Annotated in this window: 24 protein-coding genes; 18 read left to right on the plus strand and 6 right to left on the minus strand. The window is 71.9% G+C overall.

Annotation, left to right across the window (positions count from 1 at the left end; genetic code table 11):
- Window positions 1-29 precede the first annotated feature (29 nt).
- The 11 genes from ACS3YM_RS00610 (at window position 30) to ACS3YM_RS00660 (ending at window position 11,673) form a co-directional block, all read left to right on the plus strand.
- Window positions 30-968, plus strand: coding sequence for a MetQ/NlpA family ABC transporter substrate-binding protein (locus tag ACS3YM_RS00610; protein WP_439938118.1), 939 nt, complete (start codon window positions 30-32; stop codon window positions 966-968).
- A gap of 71 nt (window positions 969-1,039) precedes the next feature.
- Entirely contained in the window at window positions 1,040-2,053 is a 1,014-nt protein-coding gene (locus ACS3YM_RS00615; RefSeq protein ID WP_439939807.1) for a methionine ABC transporter ATP-binding protein, read from the plus strand.
- Window positions 2,050-2,715 (plus strand): methionine ABC transporter permease, encoded by a 666-nt coding sequence (locus tag ACS3YM_RS00620; protein ID WP_439938119.1) that lies wholly within the window; start codon window positions 2,050-2,052, stop codon window positions 2,713-2,715. Before ACS3YM_RS00615 ends, ACS3YM_RS00620 begins: the two co-directional genes overlap by 4 nt.
- A gap of 137 nt (window positions 2,716-2,852) precedes the next feature.
- Window positions 2,853-3,752 carry a Rossmann-like and DUF2520 domain-containing protein gene (locus ACS3YM_RS00625; protein WP_439938120.1) on the plus strand — a complete coding sequence of 300 codons (900 nt, stop codon included), beginning with the start codon at window positions 2,853-2,855 and terminating at the stop codon, window positions 3,750-3,752.
- Window positions 3,749-4,729 carry a pantoate--beta-alanine ligase gene (panC, locus tag ACS3YM_RS00630; protein WP_439938121.1) on the plus strand — a complete coding sequence of 327 codons (981 nt, stop codon included), beginning with the start codon at window positions 3,749-3,751 and terminating at the stop codon, window positions 4,727-4,729. The genes ACS3YM_RS00625 and panC overlap by 4 nt, the downstream gene beginning before the upstream one ends.
- Window positions 4,730-4,741: 12 nt before the next feature.
- On the plus strand, window positions 4,742-5,158 hold the full coding sequence (panD, locus tag ACS3YM_RS00635; RefSeq protein WP_439938122.1) for an aspartate 1-decarboxylase: 417 nt from the start codon (window positions 4,742-4,744) through the stop codon (window positions 5,156-5,158).
- Between the two features lie 9 nt (window positions 5,159-5,167).
- The gene (locus tag ACS3YM_RS00640; RefSeq protein ID WP_439938123.1) at window positions 5,168-6,841 is read left to right on the plus strand and encodes an L-aspartate oxidase; all 1,674 of its coding nucleotides are present in this window, start codon (window positions 5,168-5,170) and stop codon (window positions 6,839-6,841) included.
- Complete coding sequence (gene nadC / locus ACS3YM_RS00645; protein ID WP_439938124.1) at window positions 6,838-7,743, plus strand: carboxylating nicotinate-nucleotide diphosphorylase; 906 nt, start codon at window positions 6,838-6,840, stop codon at window positions 7,741-7,743. The genes ACS3YM_RS00640 and nadC overlap by 4 nt, the downstream gene beginning before the upstream one ends.
- A 10-nt stretch (window positions 7,744-7,753) precedes the next feature.
- Window positions 7,754-8,524 carry a type III pantothenate kinase gene (locus tag ACS3YM_RS00650; RefSeq protein WP_439938125.1) on the plus strand — a complete coding sequence of 257 codons (771 nt, stop codon included), beginning with the start codon at window positions 7,754-7,756 and terminating at the stop codon, window positions 8,522-8,524.
- Window positions 8,525-8,600: 76 nt separating this feature from the next.
- Window positions 8,601-8,924, plus strand: a complete 324-nt coding sequence (locus tag ACS3YM_RS00655; RefSeq protein WP_439938126.1) for a histone-like nucleoid-structuring protein Lsr2 — start codon at window positions 8,601-8,603, stop codon at window positions 8,922-8,924.
- Window positions 8,925-9,096: 172 nt separating this feature from the next.
- Entirely contained in the window at window positions 9,097-11,673 is a 2,577-nt protein-coding gene (locus tag ACS3YM_RS00660) for an ATP-dependent Clp protease ATP-binding subunit (protein ID WP_439938127.1), read from the plus strand.
- A 115-nt stretch (window positions 11,674-11,788) separates the two neighbouring features.
- Here ACS3YM_RS00660 and ACS3YM_RS00665 read toward each other — a convergent pair whose 3' ends face one another.
- Window positions 11,789-12,670, minus strand: a complete 882-nt coding sequence (locus ACS3YM_RS00665; RefSeq protein WP_439938128.1) for an A/G-specific adenine glycosylase — start codon at window positions 12,668-12,670, stop codon at window positions 11,789-11,791.
- 68 nt (window positions 12,671-12,738) lie between these two features.
- On the opposite strand from ACS3YM_RS00665, the gene ACS3YM_RS00670 reads away from it, so the two are divergent.
- On the plus strand, window positions 12,739-13,533 hold the full coding sequence (locus tag ACS3YM_RS00670) for a hypothetical protein (RefSeq protein ID WP_439938129.1): 795 nt from the start codon (window positions 12,739-12,741) through the stop codon (window positions 13,531-13,533).
- A gap of 80 nt (window positions 13,534-13,613) precedes the next feature.
- Here ACS3YM_RS00670 and disA read toward each other — a convergent pair whose 3' ends face one another.
- Together disA and radA are read right to left on the minus strand one after the other, a co-directional pair.
- Window positions 13,614-14,696, minus strand: a complete 1,083-nt coding sequence (gene disA / locus ACS3YM_RS00675; RefSeq protein WP_439938130.1) for a DNA integrity scanning diadenylate cyclase DisA — start codon at window positions 14,694-14,696, stop codon at window positions 13,614-13,616.
- Window positions 14,697-14,809: 113 nt separating this feature from the next.
- Window positions 14,810-16,216: a DNA repair protein RadA gene (gene radA, locus ACS3YM_RS00680; RefSeq protein ID WP_439938131.1), complete on the minus strand. Its 1,407-nt coding sequence runs from the start codon at window positions 16,214-16,216 to the stop codon at window positions 14,810-14,812.
- Window positions 16,217-16,445: 229 nt separating this feature from the next.
- Between radA and ACS3YM_RS00685 the strand changes: the two genes are divergently transcribed.
- Window positions 16,446-17,489, plus strand: a complete 1,044-nt coding sequence (locus ACS3YM_RS00685; protein WP_439938132.1) for a LacI family DNA-binding transcriptional regulator — start codon at window positions 16,446-16,448, stop codon at window positions 17,487-17,489.
- A 17-nt stretch (window positions 17,490-17,506) separates the two neighbouring features.
- On the opposite strand, the gene ACS3YM_RS00690 is transcribed toward ACS3YM_RS00685, so the two are convergent.
- The 3 genes from ACS3YM_RS00690 to ACS3YM_RS00700 all read right to left on the minus strand — a co-directional run bounded on the left by ACS3YM_RS00690 (window position 17,507) and on the right by ACS3YM_RS00700 (window position 19,700).
- On the minus strand, window positions 17,507-18,190 hold the full coding sequence (locus ACS3YM_RS00690; protein ID WP_439938133.1) for a class I SAM-dependent methyltransferase: 684 nt from the start codon (window positions 18,188-18,190) through the stop codon (window positions 17,507-17,509).
- A gap of 19 nt (window positions 18,191-18,209) precedes the next feature.
- Complete coding sequence (locus ACS3YM_RS00695) at window positions 18,210-18,848, minus strand: VOC family protein (protein ID WP_439938134.1); 639 nt, start codon at window positions 18,846-18,848, stop codon at window positions 18,210-18,212.
- 90 nt (window positions 18,849-18,938) lie between these two features.
- The gene (locus tag ACS3YM_RS00700) at window positions 18,939-19,700 is read right to left on the minus strand and encodes a hypothetical protein (RefSeq protein ID WP_439938135.1); all 762 of its coding nucleotides are present in this window, start codon (window positions 19,698-19,700) and stop codon (window positions 18,939-18,941) included.
- Between the two features lie 26 nt (window positions 19,701-19,726).
- Here ACS3YM_RS00700 and ACS3YM_RS00705 point away from each other — a divergent pair, with 26 nt between their 5' ends.
- Genes ACS3YM_RS00705 through ACS3YM_RS00725 form a run of 5 tightly spaced genes read left to right on the plus strand, consistent with a single transcriptional unit; the run spans window position 19,727 to window position 23,571 of the window.
- Window positions 19,727-20,671, plus strand: a complete 945-nt coding sequence (locus tag ACS3YM_RS00705) for a Ppx/GppA phosphatase family protein (protein ID WP_439938136.1) — start codon at window positions 19,727-19,729, stop codon at window positions 20,669-20,671.
- Window positions 20,668-21,465 carry a sugar phosphate isomerase/epimerase family protein gene (locus ACS3YM_RS00710; protein ID WP_439939808.1) on the plus strand — a complete coding sequence of 266 codons (798 nt, stop codon included), beginning with the start codon at window positions 20,668-20,670 and terminating at the stop codon, window positions 21,463-21,465. Before ACS3YM_RS00705 ends, ACS3YM_RS00710 begins: the two co-directional genes overlap by 4 nt.
- Window positions 21,462-22,055 (plus strand): TetR/AcrR family transcriptional regulator, encoded by a 594-nt coding sequence (locus tag ACS3YM_RS00715; RefSeq protein WP_439938137.1) that lies wholly within the window; start codon window positions 21,462-21,464, stop codon window positions 22,053-22,055. The genes ACS3YM_RS00710 and ACS3YM_RS00715 overlap by 4 nt, the downstream gene beginning before the upstream one ends.
- A gap of 53 nt (window positions 22,056-22,108) precedes the next feature.
- Complete coding sequence (locus ACS3YM_RS00720; protein WP_439939809.1) at window positions 22,109-22,825, plus strand: ABC transporter ATP-binding protein; 717 nt, start codon at window positions 22,109-22,111, stop codon at window positions 22,823-22,825.
- 8 nt (window positions 22,826-22,833) lie between these two features.
- Window positions 22,834-23,571 (plus strand): ABC transporter permease, encoded by a 738-nt coding sequence (locus ACS3YM_RS00725; RefSeq protein WP_439939810.1) that lies wholly within the window; start codon window positions 22,834-22,836, stop codon window positions 23,569-23,571.
- Window positions 23,572-23,670 lie beyond the last annotated feature (99 nt).

Genomic DNA, 23,670 nt, shown 5'->3' on the forward strand with positions numbered 1-23,670 from the left:
CCTGCGCCCGTACGACGAAAGGCTCCGCCATGTCCGAGAACCACCCGCAGATCGCACCGCCCACCTCGCGGCGTACGCCCCTCCTGATCGGGATCGCCGTCCTGGCGGTGCTCGCCGTCGTGGCCGGCCTCCTCCTCACCCGCGATGGTGACGAGGCCGGCGCAGCCGGTGGCGAGGAGAACGCCAAGGTCGTGCTGGGCACGGTCGGTGCGAGCGACCCCTACTGGCAGGTGCTGGTCGACGAGGCCGAGAAGGAGGGGATCGACCTCGAGGTCAAGGACTTCGCGGACTACACCCAGCCCAACCCCGCGCTCAGCGAGGGCGAGCTCGACATCAACCAGTTCCAGCACATCGTCTACCTCGCGGAGTACAACGTCGCCAACGACGACGACCTCGTGCCGCTCGGCTCGACGGCCATCTACCCGCTGGGCCTCTACTCCAGCAAGGTCAGCTCCGTCGACGAGATCGAGGACGGCGACACCGTCGTCGTGCCCGACGACGACAGCAACCAGGCCCGCGGCCTGCTCATCCTGCAGTCGGCCGGCCTGATCACGCTGAAGGACGGCGGCAGCATCTACTCCACGCTCGCCGACATCGACGAGTCCGCGTCGCGCGTCAAGGTGAAGGCGATCAAGGCCGACCTCACGCCCACCTCGCTGCCCGACGTGGCCGCCGCGATCGTCAACAACGACTTCGTCGAGAAGGCCGGGCTGGAGTTCGAGGACGCGCTCGCGACCGACGACCCGGAGGACCCCAACGCGCTGCCGTACGTCAACGTCTTCGCGGTCAAGGCCGAGGACCGGGACGACCCGACCCTGCAGAAGCTGGTGAAGATCTACCAGGACACCCAGTCCGTCCTCGACGGCGTGCAGGACGTCTCCGGCGGCACCGCGCAGCTGGTCAAGATCCCGCAGGACGACCTCCAGGCGTCGCTCGACGACGTCGAGGCCGACACCGCCGCCCAGTAAGCGCAGCCAGCACCCGCCGGCTCGCGCCGGCACAGCCAGCAGAGGGGAGCACAGGCGTGCCACTCGTCGAGATGACCGACGTCCACAAGACGTTCCCGGCCGCCCGCGGCGGCCGGGCGGTCGAGGCGATCCGCGGCGTCGACCTGACGGTCGAGACGGGCGAGATCGTCGGCATCGTGGGCTACTCCGGGGCGGGCAAGTCCACGCTGGTGCGGCTGATCAACGCCCTCGAGACCACCACCTCGGGGAGCGTGCGCGTCGGGGGTCGCGAGATCACGGCCCTCAAGGAGCGCGACCTGCGCGAGGTGCGACTCGGGATCGGGATGATCTTCCAGCAGTTCAACCTGTTCCGCTCGCGGACGGTGTGGGGCAACATCGCCTACCCGCTCGAGGTGGCCGGCGTGGCGAAGGACGAGCAGAACAGGCGGATCTCCGACCTGCTCCACTTCGTCGGCCTCGCCGACAAGGCGCACAGCCACGTCGAGGAGCTCTCCGGCGGCCAGAAGCAGCGCGTCGGCATCGCCCGGGCGCTCGCGACCAGCCCCAGCCTGTTGCTGGCCGACGAGTCGACCAGCGCGCTGGACCCCGAGACGACGCAGGAGGTGCTGGCGCTGCTGCGCCGGGTGAACCGGGAGCTCGGCATCACGATCATCGTCATCACCCACGAGATGGACGTCGTGCGCAGCCTCGCGCACCGTGTCGTCGTGATGGAGGCCGGCCGGATCGTCGAGGAGGGGCCGGTCGTGAACGTCCTCAGCAACCCCCAGCAGCCCGTCACGCGTCGCTTCGTGGCCACCATCGTCGACGACGAGCCGGCCCCCGAGGCGCTCGCAGCGCTCCACGCCAGGCACGCGGGCACCTTCGTCAAGCTCGCGTTCCGGGGCGACGACGTGCGGCAGAGCGACGTCTTCGCCGAGATCCTGCGCCACGACGTGCGCTTCGAGCTCGTCTACGGCGGCATCGAGGAGGTCCAGGGCGAGACCTTCGGCAACCTGACCCTGGCGCTCGACGGGGACGCGGACGACGTACGTGCGGCGGTCGAGGCCGTGGGCGCGCTCGTCCCGACGAAGGAGCTGGCCCGATGACCGACACCAACATCGGCCAGCTCTGGCCGCTCTTCTGGTCGGCGGCGTGGGAGACGCTCTACATGGTCGCCATCACGCTGACCCTGGGCGGCCTGCTGGGCTTGCTGCTCGGCCTCGCGCTGTACGTCACCCGTCGCGGTGGCCTCTACGACAGCCGCCCGGTCAACGCGGTGCTCAACGTGCTGGTCAACTTCTTCCGGCCGATCCCGTTCGTCATCTTCATCGCGGCCGTCCAGCCCTTCGCCCGCGTCGTCGTCGGCACCGGCATCGGCAACCCGGCGATCATCTTCGCCCTGACGATCGCGGCCATGTTCGGCATCAGCCGCATCGTCGAGCAGAACCTCGTCACCGTCGACCCCGGCGTCATCGAGGCAGCCCGATCCGTCGGGGCCAGCCGGGCACGCATCGTGCGGACGGTCGTGATCCCCGAGGCGCTCGGCCCCCTCGTGCTCGGCTACACCTTCGTCTTCGTCGCCATCGTGGACATGACCGCGATCGCGGGCGTCGTCGGCGGCGGAGGGCTCGGGAACTTCGCGCTGCAGTACGGCTTCCGGCAGTTCGACACCGTCGTGACCTGGACCGCGGTGATCATCATCGTCGCGCTCGTGCAGGTCGGGCAGCTCGTCGGCAACACGGTCGCCCGCAGGCTGCTGCGACGCTGATCTGCTACCCATCGGTAACAATTCGAGTGGCTCTCGTCACCCCTCCGGACGGTTCCCACCGCGGAATCAGCGCGCGTAGGCTCGATGTTGATCGCAGTAGATCGGTACCCGCGAGGGACTGAAACGAAGAGGTCGACATGACGAAGTACCACATCGGCGTGGTCGGAGCTGGCCGCGTCGGCGCCGTGCTGGCTGCCGCGCTCCGCGCCGCCGGCCACGAGGTCGTCGCCGCCGCAGGCGAGTCCGACGCCTCCCGGGGCCGCATCGAGGCCCTGCTGCCGGGCGTCGAGGTGGCCAAGCCCACCGACGTGGCCCGCGCCTGCGACCTGCTGCTCCTGACGGTGCCCGACGACATGCTGTCCAACGTCGTCACCATGCTCAGCGCTGCCGGCGCGATCCGCGAGGGCCAGGTCGTGGTGCACACCAGCGGCCGCCACGGCCTCGCCGTCCTTGAGCCCGCCCGCGAGGTCGGGGCTCGGACCGTCGCCATGCACCCCGCGATGACCTTCACCGGCACCGAGGTCGACCTGCCCCGCCTGGCGGGCTGCGTCTTCGGCGTCACCGCCGACGAGGCCGACCGAGCACTCGCCGAGTCCCTCGTCGCCGACCTCGGCGGGCGGGCGATGTGGGTGCCCGAGGACCGCCGCACGCTCTACCACGCCGGGCTCGCCCACGGCGCCAACCACTTGGTCACGCTCGTCAGCGAGGCCATGGAGATCCTGTCGGCGGCCGGCGCCGAGGACCCCGCGGCGACCCTGCGTCCCCTGCTGACCGCTGCCCTCGACAACGCGCTCGAGCACGGTGACGCGGCGCTGACCGGCCCCATCGTCCGGGGCGACGTCGAGACCGTCCGCTCCCACGTCGCCGACCTCGTCGCGAACGCGCCGCAGACGCTGCCGTCGTACGTCACCATGGCGCGCGCCACCCTCGACCGGGCCGTCACCGACGGCCGGCTCCTGCCCATCCGCGCCTCGAAGATGCTCCAGGTGCTGGCGGCCGCCGAGTCCCTGGCCGGCGTCGAGGACGTCGCTCGATGACCTCGAGCCCCGTCCTCGCGAGCACCCGCGAGGAGCTGGCCGGCCTGCTCGCCGACGCGCGCCGGTCGGGCGAGCCCTTCGAGACGGGCGCAGCGCGCCCTCCTCAGGACAAGCGCGTCTGCCTCGTGCCCACGATGGGCGCGCTGCACGACGGGCACGCCAGCCTGATGCGCACCGCCCGTGGGGCGACGTCGGGCCCGGTCGTGGTGAGCATCTTCGTCAACCCGATGCAGTTCGCCCCGACCGAGGACCTCGACCGCTACCCCCGCACCCTCGACGCGGACCTGGAGGTGTGCGCTGCCGAGGGCGTCGACATCGTCTTCGCGCCGAGCGTCGAGGAGATGTACCCCGGCGGCTTCAGCCACGACTCGGTCCACGCCGGGGTCACCGTCTCTCCCGGTGCGCTGGCCGACATCCTCGACGGTGAGTCCCGCCCCGGGCACTTCGACGGCGTGCTCACGGTGGTCGCCAAGCTCTTCGGCCTGGTCCGGCCGGACCTGGCCGTCTTCGGCGAGAAGGACTACCAGCAGCTCACCCTGGTCCGGCGCATGGTCCGCGACCTCTGCATGGGCATCGACATCATCGGCGCGGAGACGGTGCGCGAGGCCGACGGCCTCGCCCTGTCGAGCCGCAACCGCTACCTCGACGCCGAGCAGCGGCGCACCGCGGTCGCCCTGAGCCGCGCGCTGCGGGCCGCACAGGAGCGGGCGCCGTACGGCGTACCTGCCGCGCGCTGGGCCGCGATGGCGGTCCTCAACGTCGAGCCCGGCCTGGAGCTGGACTACCTCGCACTCACCTCGCCCGACCTCGGCGAGGCCCCGGAGTCCGGCGAGGGCCGGATCCTGGTGGCCGCCCGGGTCGGCACGACGCGCCTGATCGACAACATGCCCATCGTCTTCGACCGGATCACCCCGGACCTGACGAGCACGGACCTGATGACGGCGGGGACCGCGACCGCGGCCTCGACCACCCCCTGAGAGGAACAGCAGATGCTGCGCACGATGATGAAGTCCAAGATCCACCGGGCCACCGTGACCCAGGCCGATCTCCACTACGTCGGCTCGGTGACGGTCGACGAGGACCTGCTCGACGCCGCCGACCTGCTGGCGGGCGAGCTCGTCCACATCGTCGACGTCACCAACGGCGCCCGCCTCGAGACGTACACGATCGCCGGCGAGCGCGGCTCGGGCGTGATCGGGATCAACGGTGCGGCCGCCCGCCTGGTGCACCCCGGCGACACCGTGATCCTCATCGGCTACGGCCAGATGGAGACCGCCGAGGCCAAGGAGCTCAAGCCCCACGTGGTCTTCGTCGACAACGACAACAAGATCATGGCCACCGGCTTCGACCCTGCCGAGACCTTCGGTGACGGCTCGCTGACGCGCGGCGACTTCCTCGCTCGCTAGCCTTCGCGGATGACTGAACACCGGCCGGTCCCGGGCCGCCTCCGCGCGCCCGCACCCGGCTGGACCACCCGTGCCGACGTCGTGGTGGTGGGGTCCGGCATCGCCGGGCTGACCGCTGCGCTGCGGATCCACGCGGCGGATCCCGCGCTCCACCTGCTCGTCGTCACCAAGGACGTCCTCGCGGCGGGCTCGACCCAGTGGGCCCAGGGGGGCATCGCCGCGGCCCTCGGGCCGGGCGACACCCCCGAGCAGCACGAGCACGACACCCTGGTCGCCGGCGCCGGGGCGTGTGACGTCGAGGCCGTGCGTGCCCTCGTGACCGAGGGTCCGGCGGCCGTCCACGAGCTGATCGCGCTCGGCACCCAGTTCGACCACCACCCGGACGGTGAGCTCTCGCTGACCCGCGAGGGGGGTCACCACCGCGACCGCATCGCGCATGCCGGTGGCGACGCGACGGGGGCCGAGATCCAGCGTGCCCTCATCGCCGCGGTGGAGCGGGCGCCGGAGATCGAGGTCATCGAGCACGCGCTGGCCGTCGACCTGCTCCGTGCCGCGGACGGCGGGGTCGCCGGGCTGACCCTCCACGTGCTCGGCGAGGGCCAGCGCGACGGCGTCGGTGCCGTGCACTGCCGCGCCGTGGTGCTCGCCTCCGGAGGGCTGGGCCAGGTGTTCAGCCAGTCGACCAACCCCAGCGTCTCCACGGGCGACGGGATGGCGGTGGCGCTGCGCGCCGGGGCGCGGCTGCGCGACCTCGAGTTCGTCCAGTTCCACCCGACCGTGATGTGGCTCGGTCCCGACTCGCAGGGCCAGCAGCCGCTGATCTCCGAGGCGGTCCGCGGCGAGGGCGCGTTCCTGGTGGACTTCGAAGGCCATCGGTTCATGCAGGGCGAGCACCCGCTCGCCGACCTCGCGCCGCGCGACGTGGTCGCCAAGGCCATCACCCGCCGGATGCTCGAGAGCGGCAAGCCGCACATGTGGCTAGACGCGCGGCACCTCGGCGCGGCGTTCTGGGAGCGGCGCTTCCCCACCATCCTGGGCGTCTGCCGCGAGCACGGCGTCGACCCGGTCACCGAGCTGACCCCAGTCGCCCCCGCCCAGCACTACGCGTCGGGCGGCGTGGCCACCGACCTGTGGGGACGTACGACCGTGCCGGGGCTCTACGCCACCGGCGAGGTCGCCTGCTCCGGCGTCCACGGCGCCAACCGGCTGGCCTCCAACTCGCTGCTGGAGGGCCTGGTGTTCTCCCGCCGCATCGCCGAGGTGCTGCCCGGCGAGCTCCGGCCGTGGGCGGAGCCGGTCGCCGACCAGCGTCTCGAGGGGCTCGTGGCCGCGGAGCGCCGCCACGGGATGCAGGAGGTGATGACCAGCCGGGTCGGCGTGCTGCGCGAGGCCCACGGACTGGCCGAGGCCATCGCCTTCCTGCGCACGCTCGACCCGGGCGAGGCCGAGGTGGAGCCGGCGGCGTGGGAGACCACCAACCTGCTCGCCATCAGCACCGCGCTCGCCCTGGCCGCCGACCTGCGCACCGAGACCCGCGGCTCCCACTGGCGCGAGGACCACCCCGAGCGCGACGACACCAAGGCCGGCCACATCGACTCGTGGCTCGACGCCGACGGCACCATCCGGGTCGAGTGGACCTATTCCCCGTCGACCGATCCCTCGACCACTGAGGTGCACGCATGACCGACCTCCGCGACGTCCCGTCCGAGCTCCGCGACGAGCTCACCGCCGCCGGGCTCGACCTCGACCACGTGTGGGACACCATCCGCCGCGCGGTGCGGGAGGACCTGCCGGACACCCGGATGGACGACCCGACCAGCTCCTCGACCATCGCGCCGGACGCCCGCGGCGAGGCGGTCTTCGCCGCCCGCGAGCCCGGGGTCGTCGCCGGGCTCGGCGTCGCCGCGGTCACCTTCTTCATGCTGGGCGCCGACGCCACCGTCACCGACCGGCTCCCCGACGGCACCCGCGTGGAGAAGGGCGACGTCGTCATGCGGATCACCGGCCTGACCCAGCGCATGCTGGTGGCCGAGCGCACCGCCCTCAACCTCGCCTCCCACCTCTCCGGCATCGCCACCGCGACCTCGCGGTGGGTCGACGCGCTGGCCGGCTCGCCGACGCGCGTGCTCGACACCCGCAAGACGCTGCCGGGTCTGCGCGCGCTGCAGAAGTACGCCGTCCGCTGCGGCGGCGGGGTCAACCACCGCTCCAGCCTCCAGGACATGGCGATGGTCAAGGACAACCACGTGATAGCGGCCGGGGGCGTGCTGCCGGCGCTCGAGTCCATCCGCGGTCGCTTCCCGGGCCTCCCCGTCGAGGTCGAGGTCACCACGCTGGACCAGCTCGAGGAGCTGCTCGCCCTGCCGGAGCCGCCGGAGCGGATCCTGCTCGACAACATGGGCGACGACCTCATGGCCGACGCCGTACGCCGTACGGCCGGGCGCGTGCCGCTCGAGGCCAGCGGCGGGATCACCCTCGAGCGCGCCGCGCGCATCGGCGCCACCGGCGTGGACTTCGTCTCGGTCGGGGCGCTCACCCACTCGGTCGTGGTCTTCGACCTCGGCATGGACCTGGTTGAGTCATGAAGGTGCTGCCATGACGCTTCTCGCCGTCGACATCGGCAACAGCCACACGTTCCTCGGCCTGCTCGACGGGGACGAGGTCACCGCCGACTGGCGGGTCAACACGGACGAGCGTCGCACCGCTGACGAGTGGGCGGTCCTGATCCGCGGCCTGCTCGCCGACCGCGTCGAGGACGTCGACGGCATCGCCGTGTGCGCCACCGTGCCCGCGGTCCTGCACGAGTGGCGCGAGATGCTGGAGCGCCACTTCGACGACGTCAGCGCGATCGTCGTGGAGCCCGGCATCCGCACCGGCATCCCCGTCCTGATGGACAACCCGCGCGAGGTCGGCACCGACCGCATCGTGAACTCGCTGGCCGCCGCCACCCTCCACGGCGGCCCGGCGATCGTCGTCGACTTCGGCACCGCCACGACGTTCGACGTCGTCAACGGCCTCGGCCAGTACGTCGGCGGCGCGATCTCCCCGGGCATCGAGATCTCCCTCGAGGCGCTCGGGCGCCGCGGCGCCCAGCTGCGCAAGGTCGAGCTCGTCCGCCCACGGTCGGTCATCGCCAAGAACACCGTGGAGGCGCTCCAGAGCGGCATGATCTTCGGCGTCGCCGCCCAGGTCGAGGGCCTGGTGGCGCGCATGATCGCCGAGCTGGGAGTCGCGACAGAAGACGTCACCGTCATTGCCACGGGCCATTTGGCACCGCAGCTCATCGACGATTGCGGATGTTTCACCGTGCATTCTCCGTGGCTGACGCTCCAGGGATTGCGACTCGTCTTCGAGCGCAATTCCTGAAGCCTTTTGTGGGAGCCTTTGAATTGCTGCAAGAATGCAATTCACCCCCGTCCGGCAAAAGGCAAAGGAAAACCACATGGCACAGAAGGTCAACATCGTTCTCGTCGACGACCTCGACGGCACCGAGGCCAGCGAGACCGTGACGTTCGGCCTCGACGGGTCGTCCTACGAGATCGACCTCAACGACGCCAACGCCTCGGCGCTGCGCGAGGCCCTGAGCGGCTACGTCGGCCACGCCCGCAAGGTGAGCGGCGGCTCGCGTCGCGCCCGCAAGTCCACGGGCGGCTCCTCGTCCAACACCAAGGACGTGCGCGAGTGGGCCAAGGAGCAGGGCATGGAGGTCTCCGAGCGCGGTCGCATCTCCGCCGACGTCCAGCAGGCCTACGACGCGGCCCACTGACACCTTCGGGCGGGGCGCCCGGGCGCTCCACCCGGCTGTCTAGTTCGCTGTGAGCGGACGCGCTCGTGGTTGGGGTGGGAACACGTAGGCTGATCTCGGGCGTTGAGCCCAGTGTCCGCACCCCGACCGCCTGTGTCGGCCCCGCGGACCACGCAGACGTAGAGGAGCGCACATGTTCGAGCGGTTCACCGACCGAGCCCGGCGAGTTGTCGTGCTGGCCCAGGAAGAGGCCCGCATGCTCTCCCACAACTACATCGGGACCGAGCACATCCTGCTCGGCCTCATCCACGAGGGCGAAGGCGTCGCCGCCAAGGCCCTCGAGTCCCTCGACATCTCCCTGGAGGCCGTGCGCGCCCAGGTCGAGGAGATCATCGGCCAGGGCCAGCAGGCCCCGTCCGGCCACATCCCGTTCACGCCCCGCGCCAAGAAGGTGCTCGAGCTCTCGCTGCGCGAGGCGCTCCAGCTCGGCCACTCCTACATCGGCACCGAGCACATTCTGCTCGGCCTGATCCGGGAGGGCGAGGGCGTCGCAGCCCAGGTCCTGCAGAAGCTCGGCGCCGACCTCAACCGGGTCCGCCAGCAGGTCATCCAGCTGCTCAGCGGCTTCCAGGGCAAGGAGTCGGCCACGGCCGGCGCCCAGACGTCCGGGTCCGGCGGCGAGGCTCCGTCGAGCTCGCTGGTCCTCGACCAGTTCGGCCAGAACCTCACCCAGGCCGCGCGCGAGGGCAAGCTCGACCCCGTCATCGGGCGCGAGCAGGAGATCGAGCGCGTCATGCAGATCCTGTCGCGCCGCACGAAGAACAACCCCGTCCTCATCGGCGAGCCCGGCGTCGGCAAGACCACGATCGTGGCCGGCCTCGCGCAGGACATCGTCAAGGGCAACGTGCCCGAGACGCTGAAGGACAAGCAGATCTACACGCTCGACCTCGGCGCGCTCGTCGCCGGCTCGCGCTACCGCGGTGACTTCGAGGAGCGCCTCAAGAAGGTGCTCAAGGAGATCCGCACCCGCGGCGACATCGTGCTGTTCATCGACGAGATCCACACCCTCGTCGGCGCCGGCGCAGCCGAGGGCGCGATCGACGCCGCCAGCATCCTCAAGCCGATGCTGGCCCGCGGAGAGCTGCAGACCATCGGCGCCACCACCTTGGACGAGTACCGCAAGTACCTCGAGAAGGACGCCGCGCTCGAGCGCCGCTTCCAGCCGATCCAGGTGCAGGAGCCCTCGATCGCGCACACGATCGAGATGCTCAAGGGCCTGCGCGACCGCTACGAGGCGCACCACCGCGTCACCATCACCGACGAGGCCCTGGTCTCCGCGGCGACGCTGGCCGACCGCTACATCTCCGACCGGTTCCTGCCGGACAAGGCCATCGACCTCATCGACGAGGCCGGTTCGCGACTGCGCATCCGCCGGATGACCGCGCCGCCGGACCTGCGCGAGTACGACGAGAAGATCGGCGACGTGCGCCAGCGCAAGGAGGCCGCCATCGACGGGCAGGACTTCGAGGCCGCGGCCCGCCTGCGCGACGAGGAGAAGCAGCTCTCCGCCCGCCGGGCCGAGCGCGAGAAGCAGTGGCGCGCCGGTGACCTCGACGAGGTCGCCGAGGTCGACGAGGAGCTGATCGCCGAGGTCCTGGCCGTGGCCACGGGCATCCCGATCGTGAAGCTCTCGGAGGAGGAGTCCACCCGTCTGCTCAAGATGGAGGACGAGCTCCACAAGCGCGTGATCGGCCAGGAGGAGGCCGTCAAGGCACTCTCCCGCGCCATCCGTCGTACGCGTGCGGGCCTGAAGGACCCCAAGCGTCCCGGCGGCTCGTTCATCTTCGCCGGCCCCTCGGGTGTCGGGAAGACGTGGCTGTCCAAGACGCTCGCCGAATTCCTCTTCGGTGACGAGGACGCGCTGATCCAGCTCGACATGAGCGAATTCTCCGAGAAGCACACCGTGTCGCGACTGTTCGGTTCGCCGCCCGGCTACGTCGGTTACGAGGAGGGCGGCCAGCTCACCGAGAAGGTGCGCCGCAAGCCGTTCTCCGTGGTGCTCTTCGACGAGGTCGAAAAGGCCCACCCCGACATCTTCAACAGCCTGTTGCAGATTCTCGAGGAAGGCCGCCTGACCGATTCGCAGGGTCGCGTGGTCGACTTCAAGAACACCGTCATCATCATGACGACCAACCTCGGCACCCGCGACATCTCCAAGAGCGTCAACCTCGGCTTCGGCCAGACCGGTGACGCGGCGGGCTCCTACGAGCGGATGAAGAGCAAGGTGTCGGAGGAGCTCAAGCAGCACTTCCGTCCCGAGTTCCTCAACCGTGTCGACGAGATCGTCGTGTTCCCGCCGCTGTCGCAGGAGCAGATCGTGGCGATGGTCGACAACATGATCAACGCCGTCGAGCTGCGCCTCAAGGACCGCGACATGTCGCTCGAGCTCACCCAGCCCGCGAAGGCGCTGCTCGCCGAGCGGGGCTTCGACCCGGTCCTCGGCGCTCGTCCGCTGCGCCGCACGGTGCAGCGCGAGATCGAGGACGTGCTCGCCGAGAAGATGCTCTTCGGCGAGGTCGGCCCCGGGCAGATCGTGCTCGTGGACGTCGAGGGCGAGGGCCCGGAGGCGAAGTTCACCTTCAAGGGCCAGAAGAACTCGACGGTGCCCGACATGCCGCCGCTGGAGACGGTCGACGCCGAGGGCACCCCGGTCGAGGGACCGGACGACACGGCCGGGCCCACCGACGTGCCGAAGTCCCCCGAGGCCTGAGCCGACCGGGCACTTCCTCGCTGTAGGACGAGCCGACCGGGCACTTCCTCGCGCTGCAGCGCGAGGAAGTGCCCGGTCAGCGCATTTCAGCGCGAGGAAGTGCCCGGTCGGGGCGTCACCCCGGGAGCCCCCAGCGCCCCGGAGTGATCTGCGTCAGGAGGCCGTCGGCGACCAGGCCGGCCAGGCAGCGTTCCCGCTGCTCGGTCCCCGGCCACGCGGCCGTGACCTGGGCCTCGCTGATGGAGGTCTGCTCCCGCGCGAGCGCCATGATGCGACCGCGACACTGTCGGTCCGTGCCGGCCCACGCCTGCCCGCGGCGGGGCGGCCCGTCGTACGCCGGGAAGCCGGCGCCCCGCCAGGCGCACAGGTCGGCGACAGGGCAGGTCCCGCACGACGGCTGGCGTGCCGTGCACACGAGCGCGCCCAGCTCCATGGTCGCGACGGCCCAGGTGGCCGCGGTGGCCGGGTCGTCGGGGAGCAGCGACGTCGCCACGTCGCGCTCGGCGCGGGTGACGGCGGGTGCGGGGAGCTCCCGGCCCGACACGGTGCGCGTCAGCACGCGTCGTACGTTGGTGTCGAGGACGAGATGTCGCTGGCCGAAGGCGAAGCTGGCGATCGCCGACGCGGTGTAGTCGCCGACGCCGGGGAGCGCGAGCAGGTCGTCGTACGACGACGGCACCTCGCCGTCGTGGTGCTCGACGATCGCGACGGCCGCGGCGTGCAGGCGCAGCGCGCGACGCGGGTAGCCCAGCCGGCCCCACATCCGGACCGCCTCACCGGTCGGCTCGGCGGCGAGGTCCGCCGGGGTCGGCCACCGCTCGAGCCAGGCCTCGTGGACCGGCAGCACGCGGGCCACCGGGGTCTGCTGGAGCATCAGCTCGCTGACCATCACCGACCACGGCGTGGCCTCGGGCCCGCGCCAGGGCAGCTCGCGCGCGTGGTCGTCGTACCAGTCGAGCACGGCGTCGTGCAGCGCGTGGGGAGAAGGGGCGTCCATCGTCCGCGATCGTAGGTGAGCCGGTGCGCCTCCGCCGCGACGGGCCCGATGCTCCCTAACCTGACCCCATGCCCTCGACCGTGCGACCTCGCGGGCCGCTGCCGGCCCGGGTCTACTGGACCCGTCGCCTCGTCGTGCTCGGCATCCCCCTGCTCCTCGTCGTCGTGCTCGCGCGCGTGCTCGGCGGATCGTCGGACGGCAAGGACGCGTCCGTCGGCCGGGCGACCCAGGCCGCCTCCGTCGAGGAGACCGCGCCGGCGCCGACCGCGGGTCCCACCTCGGAGGTGACGACGGGCAAGAAGGGCAACAGGGGCAAGAAGCGCGGCCAGGAGACGGTCCCGCCCGAACCGGTCCTCGCCGAGCCCAGTGGCCCGTGCGTGGACTCCGACATCGTGGCGACGCCCGCGATCACCTCGGCTGCCGGCGGTGCCGACGTGCCGATCACGCTCAACCTCCGCACCGTGACCGCCGAGGCCTGCACCTGGCAGGCGTCACCGCAGACCCTGACGGTGACGATCACCAGCGGCAACGACTTCATCTGGAGCACCCGCGAGTGCCCGTCCGCGATCGCGGTGCAGGACGTGGTGATCCGTCAGGCCGTCGACACCCCGGTCGTGGTGACCTGGGCCGATGGCAAGCGCTCCGACGAGACCTGCTCGGGCCGTACGGACTGGGCGCGCCCGGGCTTCTACCACGTCGAGGCGGCCGCCCTGGGTGGCGACGGCACCGACGTCCAGTTCGAGCTCGTCGCGCCGACCCCCAGCGTGATCACCAAGACCGCCGAGCCCCAGCAGCAGGGCGGCAAGAGGAAGGGCCGCTCCCACACCCCCGGCCAGGACGGTCCCGGCAACTCCGTGGGCTGAGCCTCGCTCGTTCCTCAGGCGCTGGCCTACTCGGTCTGGCCGCCCGACGCCGCGTGCGCGAGCGCGCCCGGCTGCTCGCCTCAGATGTAGCGCTCGGTGATGCTCGACTCGGCGAGGCGGGAGAGGCCCTCGCGCACGCTGCGGGCGCGCAGCTCGCCGACGCCGTCGACGGCCTGCAGGTCGTCGATCCCGGCGGAGAGCAGCTGCTGGAGGCCGCCGAAGTGGTCGACGAGCCGGTCGACGACGGCGGTGGGCAGGCGGGGGACCTTGGCGAGGAGCCGGTAGCCGCGGGGGGCGACGGCGGCGTCGAGGTGCTCGGCGCCACCGAGGCCGATGGTCCGGGCGACGGAGGCCGGGTCGACGAGCTCGGTGGGGGAGAGGGCCTCGAGCTCGGCGAGGTGGGAGGCGGGACTGGCGAGCCGGCGCCGGCCGCCGGGCAGGTAGTCGCGCACCACGAGCTCGCGCTCGGCGTCGACCCCGGTGACCAGCTCCTCGAGCTGCAGCGACAGGAGGCGACCGTCGGTGCCGAGCTCGAGGACGTAGTCCTCGATCTCCCGCGCGATGCGGATGACCATCTCGAGCCGCTGGGCGACGACGGCCACGTCGCGGACCGTGACCAGGTCCTCGATCTCCAGCGCGGAGAGCGTCGCGGAGACCTCGTCGAGGCGGAGCTTGTAGCGCTCGAGCGTCGCGAGCGCCTGGTTGGCGCGGGAGAGGATCTTGCCCGAGTCCTCGAGCACGTGGCGGATGTCGCCGACGTAGGCCGCGATGATCTGCATCGACTGGGAGACCGAGACCACCGGGTGGCCGGTCTGCTTGGCGACGCGCTCGGCCGTACGGTGCCGGGTGCCGGTCTCCTCGGACGGGATGGTGTGGTCGGGCATCAGGTGCACCGCCGCGCGGTGGATCCGGGTGATGTCCTTGTCGACCACGATCGCACCGTCCATCTTGGCCAGCTCGCGCAGGCCGGTGGCGGTGAACGGCACGTCGAGGGTGAAGCCGCCGGTCGAGATCGAGTCGACGACCTTGTCCTGCCCCAGCACGATGAGCGCGCCGGTGCGGCCGCGGAGGATCCGCTCGAGGCCGTCGCGCAACGGCGTACCCGGGGCGATGGACGCCAGGGTCGCGCGCAGCCGAAGCTGGTCGTCGATGCGCTCTGCCACCGGTCCTCCGCGTGCTCTCCGTGGGCGCCCCCGCGCCATCGGGTGAAGTGTAGGGGCCCGGGGCCCGGATCCACTGATCCTTTCCGCCAGCTGGCCGGCGGCGCCGGCGAGGGCTACAGCGGAGGAGTGAGCTCGAGGGTGAGCAGTGCGCCGAAGACGTCGTCGACCTCGACCACGCGCAGCCCGTCCACCATCCGCCGGCTCGGGATGCCGCGCTCGCTCGCGAGGGCCCGGCCGCGGGGGACGACGGCGACCTGGAACCCGAGACGGGCGGCCTCGGCGATGCGCTGGGGCAGGTCGCGCACGCGGCGCAGCTCGCCCGCGAGCCCGATCTCGCCGATGGCCACGGCGCCGCGTGGAGCGGGGACGCCGAGGTGGGAGCTCGCCACGGCGACCGCGATGGCGAGGTCGGCGGCCGGGTCGTGGAGCTTGGCGCCGCCCACGGTCGCGACGAAGGTGTCGCTGCCGGCGATGCGCAGCCTGGCATGGCGCTGGAGCACGGCCAGCACCATGTCGACGCGCGAGGACTCGACGCCGGAGACCGTGCGGCGCGGGCGCTCCAGGGGCGAGGACGTCAGGAGCGCCTGGACCTCCGCGAGCAGCGGCCGGCGTCCTTCCATGGTGACCGCGACACAGGTGCCGGCGACGTCCTGGGTGTGGTGCTCGACGAAGAGCCCCGTGGGGTCGGTGACCGCGGAGATGCCTTCGGAGGACAGGTCGAAGCAGCCCACCTCGTCGACCGGGCCGTAGCGGTTCTTCATGGCCCGGACCATGCGGAAGCGTGAGTTGCGCTCGCCCTCGAAGTGCAGGACCACGTCGACGAGGTGCTCGAGCACGCGGGGACCGGCGATGGACCCGTCCTTGGTCACGTGGCCGACGATCATCGTCGTGATGTTGCGGGTCTTGGCCACGCGGATGAGCGCGGCGGCCACCTCCTTGACCTGCGTCACCCCGCCGGGCACGCCGTCGACACCGGAGGCGCCGATCGTCTGGATGGAGTCGACGACCAGCAGGGTCGGGCGGACGTCCTCGATGTGCGTCAGGACCGCACCGAGGTCGGTCTCGGCCGCGAGGAACAGCTCGTCGTGGACCCCTCCCGTGCGGTCGGCCCGCAGCCGCACCTGCGCCGCGGACTCCTCGCCGGTGACGTAGAGGGTGCGGTGCCGCGCGCGGGCCGTCTGCGCGGCGACCTCCAGCAGCAGCGTGCTCTTGCCGACACCCGGCTCGCCGGCCAGGAGGATCGCGGCACCCGGGACCAGGCCGCCGCCGAGCACCCGGTCGAGCTCGGGGACGCCGCTGGGGCGTGCGACGGACTCGGTGATCGGCACCTGCGCGATCGGCACCGCGGGCGTCGACACCGGGCCGGCCGCGGCGCGCAGCGTCGGCGCGCCGGCCTCGGCGACCGAGCCCCACGCCTGGCACTCGCCGCAGCGTCCGACCCACTTGCCGGTCTCCCAGCCGCACTCGGAGCATCGGTAGGAGGGACGGGCCTTGGCGGGGCGGGTGGCCTTGGTCGACATGGTCGTCACGCTAGGTCAGGGCACCGACAGCCCCGCGCCGCGGCGCGCGGAGCGGGCCCCGCCCGGCATCCACAGCCCGTCCCCAGGGCCTGTGGACAACTGCGGGACCCTGTGGACGGACCTCCACGGGTCGTCGACGACGCGGGCGACACGTGTGCGGTTCCCGAACGCTCGTGCGACGGCGGCCGGGCTTATGCTCACCCTGGTTGGATCGATCAAGGGGGCAGGAATGAGTCGCAGCGACCACCGGTCCGGCAGCCAGCTGCCGGTCACGCCGCCGACCCTTGCCGACGTCGCGGAGCGCGCCGGCGTCTCGCGCCAGACGGTCTCCAACGCGGTGAACAACCCCGACCTGCTGCGCCCGGACACCCTCGAGCGGGTCCGGCAGACGATCGCCGAGCTCGGCTACTCGCCCAACCGCGCCGCCCGCAACCTGCGCACCCGGACGTCCTCGCTGATCGGCCTGCGCTTCACCCCGGCCCAGGAGGGCACGGCCAACGCGATGATGGACCGGTTCGTCCACTCGCTGGTGGAGGCGAGCGAGGAGGCCGGCTACCACGTGCTGCTGTTCCCGGCCGACGACGAGGACCCTATCGGCGGCTACGACAACCTGCTCCGCTCGACCGCCGTGGACGCCTTCGTCGTCACCGACACCTATCTCGGCAACCCGCAGGCCGCCTGGCTCAGCCAGCAGCGCGCGCCCTTCGTCGCGTTCGGCCGCCCGTGGGACGACGACGTCGCCCGGCACGTGTGGGTCGACGTCGACGGCGCGGCCGGCACGCGCCTGGCCACCCAGCACCTCATCGACCGCGGCCACACGCGCATCGCGTGGATCGGCTGGCGCAAGGACTCGCCCATCGGGGAGGACCGGCGCTCGGGCTGGCTGACCACGATGCACGACAACGGGCTGTCCACGACCGGCCTGGCCTCGCGGGTCGAGGACGTCGTGCACAGCGGCGCCGAGGCCGCCGCAGTGCTGCTCGACGAGTCGGAGCCCACCGCCTTCGTCTGCGCGTCCGACACCCTCGCGATGGGGGTGCTGCACACCTTGTGGATCCGCCAGCTCGCGCCCGGCCGCGACATCGCCGTGGTGGGCTTCGACGACTCCCAGGTGGCGCAGGTCTACCCGGTCGGCCTCACGTCCGTACGCCAACCGCTCGAGGACGTGGCGGTCGAGATCGTGCGCACCCTGCGCGCGCTGCTGTCGCACCAACCGGTCGAGGCGCGTGGTGTGCTGCTCGAGCCGTCGCTGGTGATCCGCGAGTCCAGCTGAGAGAGCCGGAGCCCTCCCTAGAAGTGGCGCCACCACAGGTTGACCGCGTAGTCGACCTCGGTGCCCGTGTGGGATGCCAGCGCCTCCTCGGCGGCCTCGGGCGGCAGCTCGATGCGGACGACCGACTCGAGGTCCTCGCGCGAGGCGAACGACCAGCCCATGTCGATCGGGCGGCGCCGCCAGCCGTGCATCGACCAGAAGCGCTCGACGGCCACCGGGTCCACCTCGGGGAAGCCGCGCCGGAACCAGCCGCCGAACGTCGACCGGGTCGGGTCGTTGTCGATCACGAACGCCGTGCCCCCGCGGCGTACGACGCGGTCGAGCTCACGCAGCCCCGGCTCCGAGCCGGGGCCGAAGAAGTAGGCCCACCGCGCGTGCACCACGTCGACCGACGCGTCCGGCAGGGGCAGCGACTGCGCCGCGCCCTCCAGGACGGTGACGTGCTCGAGCGACCTCGTACGACGTCGGGCGAGCGCGGCGAGCGGCGGGTGGGGCTCGACCCCGATGACGCGCGCCGCGGTCCGGGCCCACAGGGGCAGGTGGAAGCCGCTGCCGCAGCCGACGTCGAGCATCGTCCGACCGGCCCAGTCGCCGATGCCGTGCATCGCGGACACGATGCGGCCGTGCGGGTCGGCGGCGCGGTTCTCGAGCTCGTAGAGCTCGGGGGTGTTCCAGATGTTGGGGGAGGGGCGGGGCTTCACGAGTGCCTCCCCTGAAAGGTCAGATCCGCACCAGGCCGTTCGGGGTCTGGAGCTGGACGGCGACGATGCCGGGGGTGCCGTTGGGGGCGACCCACTCGACCTTCACGTCCTCGAGCGGGGCCTCGACGGTCTCGCCGAGCCACTCGCTGACCCGCTGCGGGTCGCCGGCGATCTCCAGGCAGGCCAGGGAGAAGTCGCCGGTGGCGCCGTTGCTCGGGTGGAGCTCGGCGGGCGACTGCCACTGGATGAAGTAGGGGAGCTGCGGGTCGGAGATCAGGCCGTTCACGCCGACCTGCTGCCACAGCAGCTCGGTGCCGTCGGGGCGGTGCCGGTTGCCCTTCACGGCCTCGCGGCCCAGGCGCCCCTCGACCGTGGAGATGTCGTCGACCGCCACGACCCAGCCGAGCCAGCCGCCACCGAGGGCGGAGCGGGCGCGCACGGCCTGCCCGAAGGGGGCCTTGTCGCTCGCCGGGTGGTCGAGCACCTCCACGATCTCCATGTAGGTGTTGCCGGCGAGCGGCAGTGTGACGTTGCGGGTGCCGAAGCGAGGGTGCACACCCCCGTCGACGAACTCCGTGCCGAGCAGCCCCCCGATGCGCTGGGCGGTGCTGGCAAGTCCATCAGGTCCGGCGGCGAAGCTGACGTGGTCCAGGCGCATGCAGAGATTCTCGGCCTGTTCCTCCGACGTGGTGACACCGGGGTCAGATTCTCTTGACGTCGAGCGATTCCCGGACGTCGGCAGGGGGGTTCAGCGCGGGTCGGCCGGGTGCAGCGCGAGGGCCGAGCGGGAGCGGACGTGCGCCTCGCAGTGGCGGGTCAGCTCGGCGTACCCCTCTGCTCCCATCAGCTCGACCAGCTCGGCCTCGTGGGTGAGGTAGACCGGCTCGAGGGCGACGTGCGCCTCGGTGTTGCCCGAGCAGTACCAGTCGAGGTCGTGGCCGCCCGGCCCCCAGCCGCGCCGGTCGTACTCGCCGATCGAGACCTCGACGTACGACGTCCCGTCCTGCACCTCGACGGTGCGGTACTGGCGGCGGATCGGGAGCTGCCAGCACACGTCGGGCTTGGTCTCCAGCGGGTTGCGGCCCTGGCGCAGCGCCAGGCCGTGGAGGGCGCACCCTGCCCCGGTCGCGAAGTCCGTGCGGTTGTGGAACACGCACGCCCGCTGGCCGTCGACCTCGACCGCGAGGGTCTTGCGCTCGCCGTCGTCGTCGGTCTCGACCCAGTCGGAGGTCCGCACCTTGCGGCCCGGGTGCAGCTGCCAGTCGGTCGGGGTGAGCTGTGCGACGAAGCCCGCGACGCGCTTCTCGTCGTCACGGTCGGCGAAGTGCGCGCCGAGGGTGCAGCAGCCGACGTCGGGGGCATCGGCGTAGATGCCCTGGCACCCCTGGCCGAAGATGCACATGTAGGCGGACGTCAGCCAGGTCAGGTCGCAGCGGAACACCTGGCCCTCGTCGGCCGGATCGGCGAACTCGACGAACGCGCGCGGGAACACCAGGTCGACTTCAGGCACGTGACAACCCTAGTAGCGTGGCGGGTATGCGCCTGGGCGTCCTCGACATCGGATCCAACACCGGCCACCTGCTGGTGGTCGACGCGCACGGCGGGGCCGCGCCGCTGCCGGCCTCCTCGCACAAGCAGCCGTTGCGCCTGGCCGAGCACCTCGACGACGACGGGGCGGTCACCAAGAAGGGGATCAAGGCCCTCACCGACTTCTGCGCGTCCGCCACCGAGATCGCCGAGGACAAGGGCTGCGAGGAGATGCTCGGCTTCGCGACCTCCGCGGTGCGCGACTCCGTCAACGCCGACGAGGTGCTCGCACACGTCGAGAAGCACAGTGGGGTCACGCTCGAGGTGCTCTCGGGCGAGGACGAGGCCCGGCTCACGTTCCTGGCCGTACGCCGCTGGTTCGGGTGGTCGGCCGGCCGGCTCGCGGTCTTCGACATCGGCGGCGGCTCGCTCGAGATCGCGGCCGGCACCGACGAGGCGCCGGACGTGGCCTGGTCGCTCCCGCTGGGCGCGGCCCGGATGGCCAGGCTCTGGTTCGGGGGAGGTCAGCCGGGCGAGGACGAGATCCGCGAGCTGCGCAAGCAGATCCGCGCCGAGATCGCCCGCGACGCCGGGCACCTGCTCCGCCCGGGCGTGCCCGACAAGGCCGCGGCGACCTCCAAGACGTTCAGGTCGCTGGCGCGGATCTGTGGCGCCGCCCCCAGCGGGGACGGGCCGCTGGTGCCGCGGGTGCTCGAGCTGGAGACGCTCTCGAGCTGGATCCCCAAGCTGATGGACCTCTCGGCCGACGAGCTCGCCGCACTGCCCGGTGTCTCACCGAGCCGCACCCACCAGATCGTGCCGGGCGCGCTGGTGGCCGAGGCGTGCATGGACATCTTCGACCTGTCGGCCCTCGAGGTGTGCCCGTGGGCGTTGCGCGAGGGCGTGATCCTCGAGCGCCTGGACCAGATCTCCGTCGTCACGAGGTCGCACTGAGGATGTCCCCGCAGATCGGCCTCTCCACTGCCTCGGTCTACCCCGAGTCCACGGCGCACGCCTTCGGGTGGGCGGCGTCGCTGGGCTACGACGCGGTCGAGGTGATGGTCGGCATCGACGCGCTGAGCCAGCAGGTCGACGCGGTCCAGAAGCTCAGCGATCACCACCAGGTGCCGATCTGCGCGGTCCACGCGCCGTGCCTGCTCTTCACCCAGCGCGTGTGGGGCACCGATCCCTGGGGGAAGCTGGAGAAGTCCGCCGAGATGGCCGAGGCCGTCGGCGCCGACGTGGTCGTCGTGCACCCGCCGTTCCGGTGGCAGCGGGACTACGCAGCCGGCTTCGTCGAGGGCATCGCGTCGCTGGAGGCCCGCACGGGCATCGCGTTCGCGGTCGAGAACATGTATCCGTGGCGTGCCTCCTCGCGGCGCGGCATGCAGATGTACGTCCCGGGCTGGGACCCCAGCGACGAGGACTACGCCAACACCACGATCGACCTCTCCCACGCCGCGATCGCCCGCTCCGACGTCATCGAGATGGCCGGGCGGATGGGTGAGCGGCTGCGGCACATCCACCTCACCGACGGCACCGGCTCGGCCAAGGACGAGCACCTCGTGCCCGGCCGGGGCGTGATGCGGGCCGCGGACTTCCTCGAGCGCCTCGCGCGCACCGACTTCTCGGGACACGTCGTGCTGGAGATCAACACCCGACGGGCCGCCAGCCGCGCCGAGCGCGAGGCCGACCTGGTCGAGTCGCTGGCGTTCGCCCGCGAGCACCTGCGCGTCACCACGCCATGACCGCGCGCACGTCCCGCGGTCGCCGCCCCGGCGCTCCCGACACCCGCGCCGAGGTGCTCGCCGCCGCGCGGACGTCGTTCGCCGAGAAGGGCTTCCGCGGCACCACCATCCGTGCCGTCGCGTCCGCCGCGGCGGTCGATCCCGCCCTGGTGCACCACTACTTCGGCACCAAGGACGACCTCTTCCTCGCCGCCCTCCAGATGCCGGTCGACCCGCGCGAGCTGCTCGCCCCGGTCGTGGCCCAGGGGCCGGACGGCGCAGGGGAGCGGCTGCTGCGCATCTTCCTCTCCGTGTGGGACGACCCGGACACGCAGGTGCAGCTGCTCGCGGTCGTCCGGTCGACGCTCGACGCGGACGGGACGACCCTGCTGAAGGACGGCTTCATCCCGGTCGTCGTCGGTCCGGTCCTGACCCAGCTCGTCAAGGACCGGCCCGAGGTGCGGATCCCGCTCGTGGCCAGCCAGGTCGTCGGGCTGATCGTGGCCCGCTACGTCATCGCCTTCCCGGCCATGGCGCAGATGCCCGCCGAGGACGTGGTCGCCCGCATGGGTCCGGTCCTCCAGCACTACCTCACCGGCGACGTGCCCTGAGCCCGCCCGAGTCTTGACGAGCCCGTCCACCCGCGCGCACAATTCAACACATGATGAAAAACATCGTGGCGGTGCGCGACCTCGTCGTCGTACGCGGCGGGCAGGAGGTGCTGCCCGGCATCTCCCTCGACGTGACGGCCGGGGTCACCGGGCTGCTGGGCCCGAGCGGGTGCGGGAAGACCACGCTGATGCGCAGCCTGGTGGGCGCGCAGCAGGTCAGGTCGGGGAGCGTCGAGGTCCTCGGCGAGCCCGCGGGCAGCGCCGGGCTGCGCACCCGCATCGGCTACGTCACGCAGGCGCCCAGCGTCTACAACGACCTGACGGTCGCGGAGAACCTGGCGTTCTTCGCCCGCGTGCTCGGGGTCGACCGGTCGTCGGCCGACGAGGCCATCGAGGTCGTCGGGCTCTCCGACCAGCGCCAGCAGGTCGTCGGCAAGCTCTCCGGCGGGCAGCTCAGCCGCGCGAGCCTGGCCGTCGCGCTGCTCGGCACGCCCGACCTGCTGGTGCTCGACGAGCCCACGGTCGGGCTGGACCCGGTGCTGCGCCGCGACCTCTGGGGGCTGTTCCACCGCCTCGCCGACGCGGGCGCGGCGGTGCTGGTCTCGAGCCACGTCATGGACGAGGCCGAGCGCTGCCACCGGCTGCTCCTGATGCGTGAGGGCCGGATCATCGCCGACGGCTCGCCCGACGAGATCCGCGGGCGCACCGGGGCCGCCGACATCGAGCAGGCCTTCCTCAGCCTGGTCGAGCACACAGGAGAGGTCGCATGAACGCCGGAATGAGCCCCCGCATCACCCTCGCCGTCGCCGGCCGGGTGCTGACCCAGGTCCGCCGGGACCACCGCACGCTCGCGATGCTGCTCGTGGTGCCGTGCGTGCTGATGAGCCTGCTCTGGTGGATGTTCGGCGACCTCCCGGGCGGCCTGTTCGACCGGTTCGGGCCGGCGCTCCTGGCGATGTTCCCCTTCATCGTCATGTTCCTGGTGACCAGCGTGACGACGCTGCGCGAGCGCTCCTCCGGGACCCTCGAGCGGCTGCTCACCATGCCGATGGGCAAGCTCGACTTCCTCCTCGGCTACGCCCTGGCCTTCGGGGCGCTCGCGGCGCTGCAGTCCGCTCTCGCCGTGGCCGTCAGCGTCGGCCTGCTCGGCCTCGACGTCCAGGGACCGATCTGGCTGCTCGGCGTGGTCGCGATCGTCGACGCGGTGCTCGGCACCGCGCTCGGCCTGCTGGTCAGCGCCTTCGCGACGACCGAGTTCCAGGCGGTGCAGTTCATGCCCGCCTTCGTCCTGCCCCAGATCCTGCTGTGCGGACTCTTCGTCCCGCGTGAGGCGATGCCGGGGGTGCTCGAGGCGATCAGCAACGTGCTCCCGCTGTCGTACGCCGTCGACGCGATGCAGGAGCTTACCGGGGCGGCCGATGCCGGCGAGATCTGGCGCTCGGTGGCGGTCGTCGCGGGCTTCGGGGTGGCCTCGCTCGCGCTCGGCGCCGCGACCCTCAGGCGCCGGACACCCTGACGCGGGCGAACAGCCGGGCGGCGACGCCGAGCGCGAGGAGGTAGCGCGAGGAGGGCGTCCGGGCCACTGTGAGGACGCTGGGTCCGATCCGTCGCCGAG

The sequence above is a fragment of the Nocardioides sp. N13(2025) genome, assembly GCF_051912545.1.
In the GTDB taxonomy this organism is placed as follows: Bacteria; Actinomycetota; Actinomycetes; order Propionibacteriales; family Nocardioidaceae; genus Nocardioides.